Raw genomic sequence first — 5,404 nt, forward strand, 5'->3', positions numbered from 1 at the left:
AAGGGGGTCGCCTGTTTGGGGGATGAGAGGGGGGGGGGGCCCAACCAACGGCAAAAGAAACAACCCACCGCCCCCCCCCCCCCCCCCCCGTCCCTCCCTCCGCCCGTCCGGGACCCCCCCACGACCTGCGGTTTCAGCGGCCCACGGGGGCCAGGTCATCGGGGAACAATCGCAGCCGGTGGGCCAGCGCGGCCGCCTCGCCGCGGCCGCCGACCCCGAGCTTGCCCAGGATGTTGGACACGTGCACGCTTGCGGTCTTCGGAGAGATGTACAGCTCCTCGGCGATCTGCCGGTTGGTCCAGCCGCGCGCGAGCAACCGGAGCACGTCCCGCTCACGGGGGGTGAGGCCGAAGGACTCCCCCCGGGCCCCGCTCGGCGCGGCCGCGACGGCCGGGCGCCCCGCCGGGACCAGGCTCAGCCCGGCCCGCTCGGCCAGGGCGCCGATCCGCGCCCCCAGCGGCCGGTCACCCCGGACCGCCGCCAGTTCGGCCGCCTCGCGCAGCAGTTCGGCCGCCGCCTCGCGCCGCCCGGCCTGCACCTCGGCCTCACCGGCCCGCAGCAGGGCGAGTGCCAGCGGGTACGGCAGCGCGGCCTCCCGCAGCCCGGTGACCGCATCGGCCCACTGCTCCGGCGTGTCCGCGCCCCGGGCGCGGGCCAGTTCGGCGTCCAGCAGCCGGGCCCAGCCGTGGTGCAGCGGCGCTCTGGGCCGCAGTTCGGCGGCCGCCGTGGCGATCGTGGCCAGCGCCTCGGCCCGGCCCGCCTCGGCCTCCGGCAGGCCGCGGCTGTCCGCCTCCGTCCCGGCGGCCTCCGCCAACAGCGGGTAGACGTCGAACTCGTGGCCGATCCGCCCGTCCCCGGCCAGCGCGGCGAGCAGTTCGGCCCGGGCCTCCAGCGGCCGCCCGCCGTACGCCGCGATCCGCAGCGCCAGCCGGCTGATCGGCACGCTGTGCTGCGCCTGGCCGACCCGGTTGGCCGCCCGGGCCTGCGCCAGCATGGTCGCGGCCGTGGGCAGGTCACCCTCCAGCAGGGCGAGTTCGCCGCGCAGCCGGTCCAGGAACTCGGCGTGGGTGCTGCTCAGGCTGCTCAGCTCGCAGGCGGAGAGCACCTCGGCGGCCTCCTGCGTCCGCCCGAGGTCGAGCAGCGCCTCGACCAGGTTGCCGGTCAGGATCGTGCCGATGTTGCGCAGCAGTCCGTTGCCGTCCGCGAAGTCCAGGCCCTCCCGGGTCAGCCGGACGGCCTCCTCGGCCCGGCCCAGCCCGCGCTGCACGCTGGCCAGGTTGTTGATGCCGCGCAGCAGGACGTCCGGCACGCCCAGCCGGCGGGCCGCGTCGACCGCCGCGACCAGTTCGGCGAGCCCGCCCTCGGCGTCGCCCTGCACGCCGTGGCGCAGGCCGCCGAGGGTCATCCGGGCGTGCACCTCGACCGAGTGCGCGCCGACCTGCTGGGCGATCCGGATCGCCCGCTCGGCCAGCTCGATGTGCTCGGGGCCCGCCGTCTTGAGCATGGCCGTCGCGGCGGCCATCGCGAACACCTCGGCCTGCACCGCGGACGGCGGCAGGTGCTCGACCAGCCGGTGCGCGCGGGCGATCTCCTCGTCGTCCCCGGAGCGGCGCAGGTTGCCCAGCATCCGGGCCCGGTTGATCCGGAACCAGGCCGCGCGCGCCGGGTGCTCGGCCTCGTCGACCAGCCGGATCCCCCGCTTGGCCAGGCTCAGACCGCGCTCGCGGTCCCCGCAGCGCCGGGCCGCGACCACCGCCTCGGCCAGCACGTCGACCAGCTGGATGCGGTCGCAGTCCGCGCCGGCGGACCCGTGGTCGCAGGAGCCGGGCGGGTAGGTCTCGGCCCAGTCGTACGGGCGCAGGGTGTGCGCCAGCACCTCCTCGGAGACCATGTCCCACAGCTCCAGCGCGCGCTCCAGCATGCCGAGCTGCTCGGCGAAGGCGTTGCGGCGGCGGGCCGCGCGGGCGGCGTCCAGGGCGGTCGGCAGGGCCCGGGCCGGATCGTGCGCCTGGTACCAGTAGTTGGCCAGCCGGGCGGCCAGCGCGTCCCCGGGGATGAGGTGCGGCTGCGCCTCCACGGCGAGCGCGAACTTGCGGTTGATCCGGTGCCGTTCACCGGGCAGCAGGTCGTCCGAGACCGCCTCGCGGACCAGTGCGTGGCGGAAGCGGTAGCCCTCGCCCTCGCTGTCCGGGCGCAGGATGTTGGCCCCGACGGCCGTCCGCAGCGCCTCGATCAGCTCCTCCTCGTCGTCCCCCAGCACGGCGGCCAGCAGGGCGTGCTCGACGTGCGAGCCGCCTTCGGCGGCGATCCGCACCACCCGCTGGGCCTCCTCGCACAGCCCCTCGACCCGGACCAGCAGGATGTCCCGCAGGGAGTCGGTCAGCCCGGCGCCGCAGCCGTCCTGGAAGGCGGTGGCCAGCTCCTCGACGAAGAAGGGGTTGCCCTCCGAACGCCGGTGGATGCGGTCCACCAGCTGGCGGTCGGGGGCGGTGGTGCCGAGGATGCCGGCCAGCTGGGCGGCCACCTCCCGGCGGCCGAACCGCTCCAGCTCCAGCCGCTGGACGGTGCGCAGCCGTTCGAGCTCGGCGAGGAAGGGGCGCAGCGGGTGGCGGCGGTGCAGGTCGTCGGTGCGGTACGTGGCGACCAGCAGCACCCGGGAGCGGTGCAGCGTGCGCACCAGGAAGGTCAGCAGCTCACGGGTGGAGCGGTCGGACCAGTGCAGGTCCTCGACGGCGAGGACGAGGGTACGCTCCGCGCCGAGCCGTTCGAACAGCCTCGCGGTGTGCTCGAACAGCCGGGCCCGGCCGTACTCGTCGTTGGGTTCACCGTCCGTTTCGCCGAACTCGGAGAGCAGCCGGGCGAGATGCCCCTCGCTGCCGGCCGCAGCCGCCTCCAGTTCGGCGCCCAGCGAGCGGTGCAGTCGGCGCAGCGCGGCGGCCAGCGGCGCGTACGGCAGGCCCTCGGCGCCGACCTCCAGACAGCTGCCGAGGGTGGTGACCGCTCCGGTGTCGCCGGCCCGTTGCAGGAACTCCTCCAGCAGCCGGGTCTTGCCGACGCCCGCCTCGCCGCCGATCAGGACGGCCTGGGGGCTGCCGGTGCCCGCCCGCCGCAGCGCGTCGGTCAGTTCGAGGATCTCGCTGCCGCGGCCGACGAAGACGGGACTGACCGATATCTGCTGCATGGAGGCGAGCATGCCATAGCCGGTGGCGGCGGGAGGAGGGGTTATCTCCCGCGGCGAACGCCCGGAGGGGGAGGCGCTCCCCTGCGGCGCCTCCCCCTCCGGAACTCCTTCGGCACCCCGGTGGTGCCGGACCGTCAGCATTCGGGCTGACGCACGGGACGCCGCTGGAAGCGGGCGGCGACCGGACGGCGGAGCCAGCGGCTCGCCTGCTTGGCTTCGCGTACCAGGCGCTCGTGCTCGGCGCGGGCCTCGAGCTCGTGGGCGTGCTGCTGGATGATCTCGTACTCGATCACTTCGGTTCCCCCTGCGGGTTTCACTGCGTTCCGCTGACGAGTAAGAGCTTCCTCCCCCAGACGGGGGTGCCACATCGGGAGCGTGCCCGATCTTCAGGGGCCGGGATGCCTTAGATCGGGTGCCGAAAACGGTTCAAGGCCCGGTCTTACCCCCATATGGAGGTGAGACCGGGCCTTAGGCCTTACTTAGAGGGCCTTAGATGCCTTAGATTCCTTAGGAAGACAGGGTTTACGGCCTAGGCGGCCCTCAGGCCGAGGGCCCCCGGCTTCCCCGGGCCGGGGCTTACTGCCCTGCCACGCCGAGCCGCTCCAGGATCAGGTCCTTCACGCGGGCGGCGTCCGCCTGGCCGCGGGTGGCCTTCATGACCGCGCCGACCAGCGCGCCCACCGCCTGGACCTTGCCGTCGCGGATCTTGGCGGCGATCGCCTCGTTGTCGGCGATGGCCTGGTCGACGGCGGCACCGAGCGCGGAGTCGTCCGAGACCACGGCCAGACCGCGCTTCTCGACGACCTCGTCCGGCTCGCCCTCGCCGGCCAGCACGGCCTCGATGACCTGACGGGCCAGCTTGTCGTTCAGCTTGCCCTCGGCGACCAGCGCGGCGACCCGGGCGACCTGCGCCGGGGTGATCGGCTGCTCGGTCAGCTCGGTGCCGGTCTCGTTGGCGCGGCGGGCCAGCTCGCCCATCCACCACTTGCGGGCCTGGTCGGCCGGGGCACCGGCCGCGATGGTCTCCTGGATCGGCTCCACCGCACCGGCGTTGAGCACCGACTGCATGTCCTTGTCGGACAGGCCCCACTCGGCCTGCAGCCTGGCGCGGCGCACCCGGGGCAGCTCCGGCAGGGCGGCGCGCAGCTCCTCGACCCACTCACGGGCGGGGGCCACCGGCACCAGGTCCGGCTCGGGGAAGTAGCGGTAGTCCTCGGCGTTGTCCTTGATCCGGCCCGAGGTGGTGGTGCCGTCGTCCTCGTGGAAGTGGCGGGTCTCCTGGACGATGGTGCCGCCGTCGGTGAGCACCGTCGCGTGCCGCCGGATCTCGAACCGGGCGGCCCGCTCGACGCTGCGGAGCGAGTTGACGTTCTTGGTTTCCGAACGGGTGCCGAAGGTCTCGGTGCCGTTCGGGCGCAGCGACAGGTTGACGTCGCAGCGCATCTGGCCCTTGTCCATCCGGGCCTCGGAGACGCCCAGCGAGCGGATGACCTCGCGCAGCTCGGCGACGTACGCCTTGGCGACCTCGGGCGCGCGCTCGCCGGCACCCTCGATCGGCTTGGTGACGATCTCGATCAGCGGGATGCCGGCCCGGTTGTAGTCGAGCAGCGAGTGGGTGGCGCCGTGGATGCGGCCGGTCGCGCCACCGACGTGGCTGGACTTGCCGGTGTCCTCCTCCATGTGGGCGCGCTCGATCTCCACCCGGAAGGTCGAGCCGTCCTCCAGCTGCACGTCGAGGTAGCCGTTGAAGGCGATCGGCTCGTCGTACTGCGAGGTCTGGAAGTTCTTGGGCATGTCCGGGTAGAAGTAGTTCTTCCGCGCGAACCGGCACCACTCGGCGATCTCGCAGTTCAGCGCCAGGCCGATCTTGACGGCCGACTCCACGCCCACCGCGTTGACCACCGGCAGCGAGCCCGGCAGGCCCAGGCAGGTGGGGCAGGTCTGGCTGTTCGGCTCGGCGCCCAGCTCGGTCGAGCAACCGCAGAACATCTTGGTCTTGGTGCCGAGCTCGACGTGGACCTCAAGGCCCATCACCGGGTCGTACGACGCGAGAGCGTCCTCGTAGGAGACCAGGTTCATGACGCTCACAGCGTCCCTTCTCAACTCTTAAAGACTCGGGAGGTACGGGCCCGGGGGGGGGGGGGGGGGGGGGGGGGGGGGGGGGGGGGGGGGGGGGGGGGGGGGGGGGGGGGGGGGGGGGGGGGGGGGGGGGGGGGGGGGGGG

Annotated in this window: 3 protein-coding genes; all 3 read right to left on the minus strand. The window is 73.9% G+C overall.

The annotated features are described in order from the left end of the window. Nucleotides 1-133: 133 nt before the first annotated feature. Entirely contained in the window at nt 134-3,181 is a 3,048-nt protein-coding gene (locus ACZ4WV_RS35280) for a helix-turn-helix transcriptional regulator (RefSeq protein WP_465753176.1), read from the minus strand. A 134-nt stretch (nt 3,182-3,315) separates the two neighbouring features. Next, nucleotides 3,316-3,474, minus strand: a complete 159-nt coding sequence (locus tag ACZ4WV_RS35285) for a hypothetical protein (RefSeq protein WP_465753178.1) — start codon at nt 3,472-3,474, stop codon at nt 3,316-3,318. A 283-nt stretch (nt 3,475-3,757) separates the two neighbouring features. Beyond that, complete coding sequence (gene gatB, locus ACZ4WV_RS35290; protein ID WP_465753180.1) at nt 3,758-5,269, minus strand: Asp-tRNA(Asn)/Glu-tRNA(Gln) amidotransferase subunit GatB; 1,512 nt, start codon at nt 5,267-5,269, stop codon at nt 3,758-3,760. Nucleotides 5,270-5,404: the final 135 nt, after the last annotated feature.

Source organism: Kitasatospora sp. NPDC029312 (genome assembly GCF_055569215.1).

Excerpts from the sequence above, each read along its gene's own strand:
- ACZ4WV_RS35280 (WP_465753176.1), bottom strand. The coding sequence starts at position 3,181 with ATGCAGCAGATATCGGTCAGTCCCGTCTTCGTCGGCCGCGGCAGCGAG.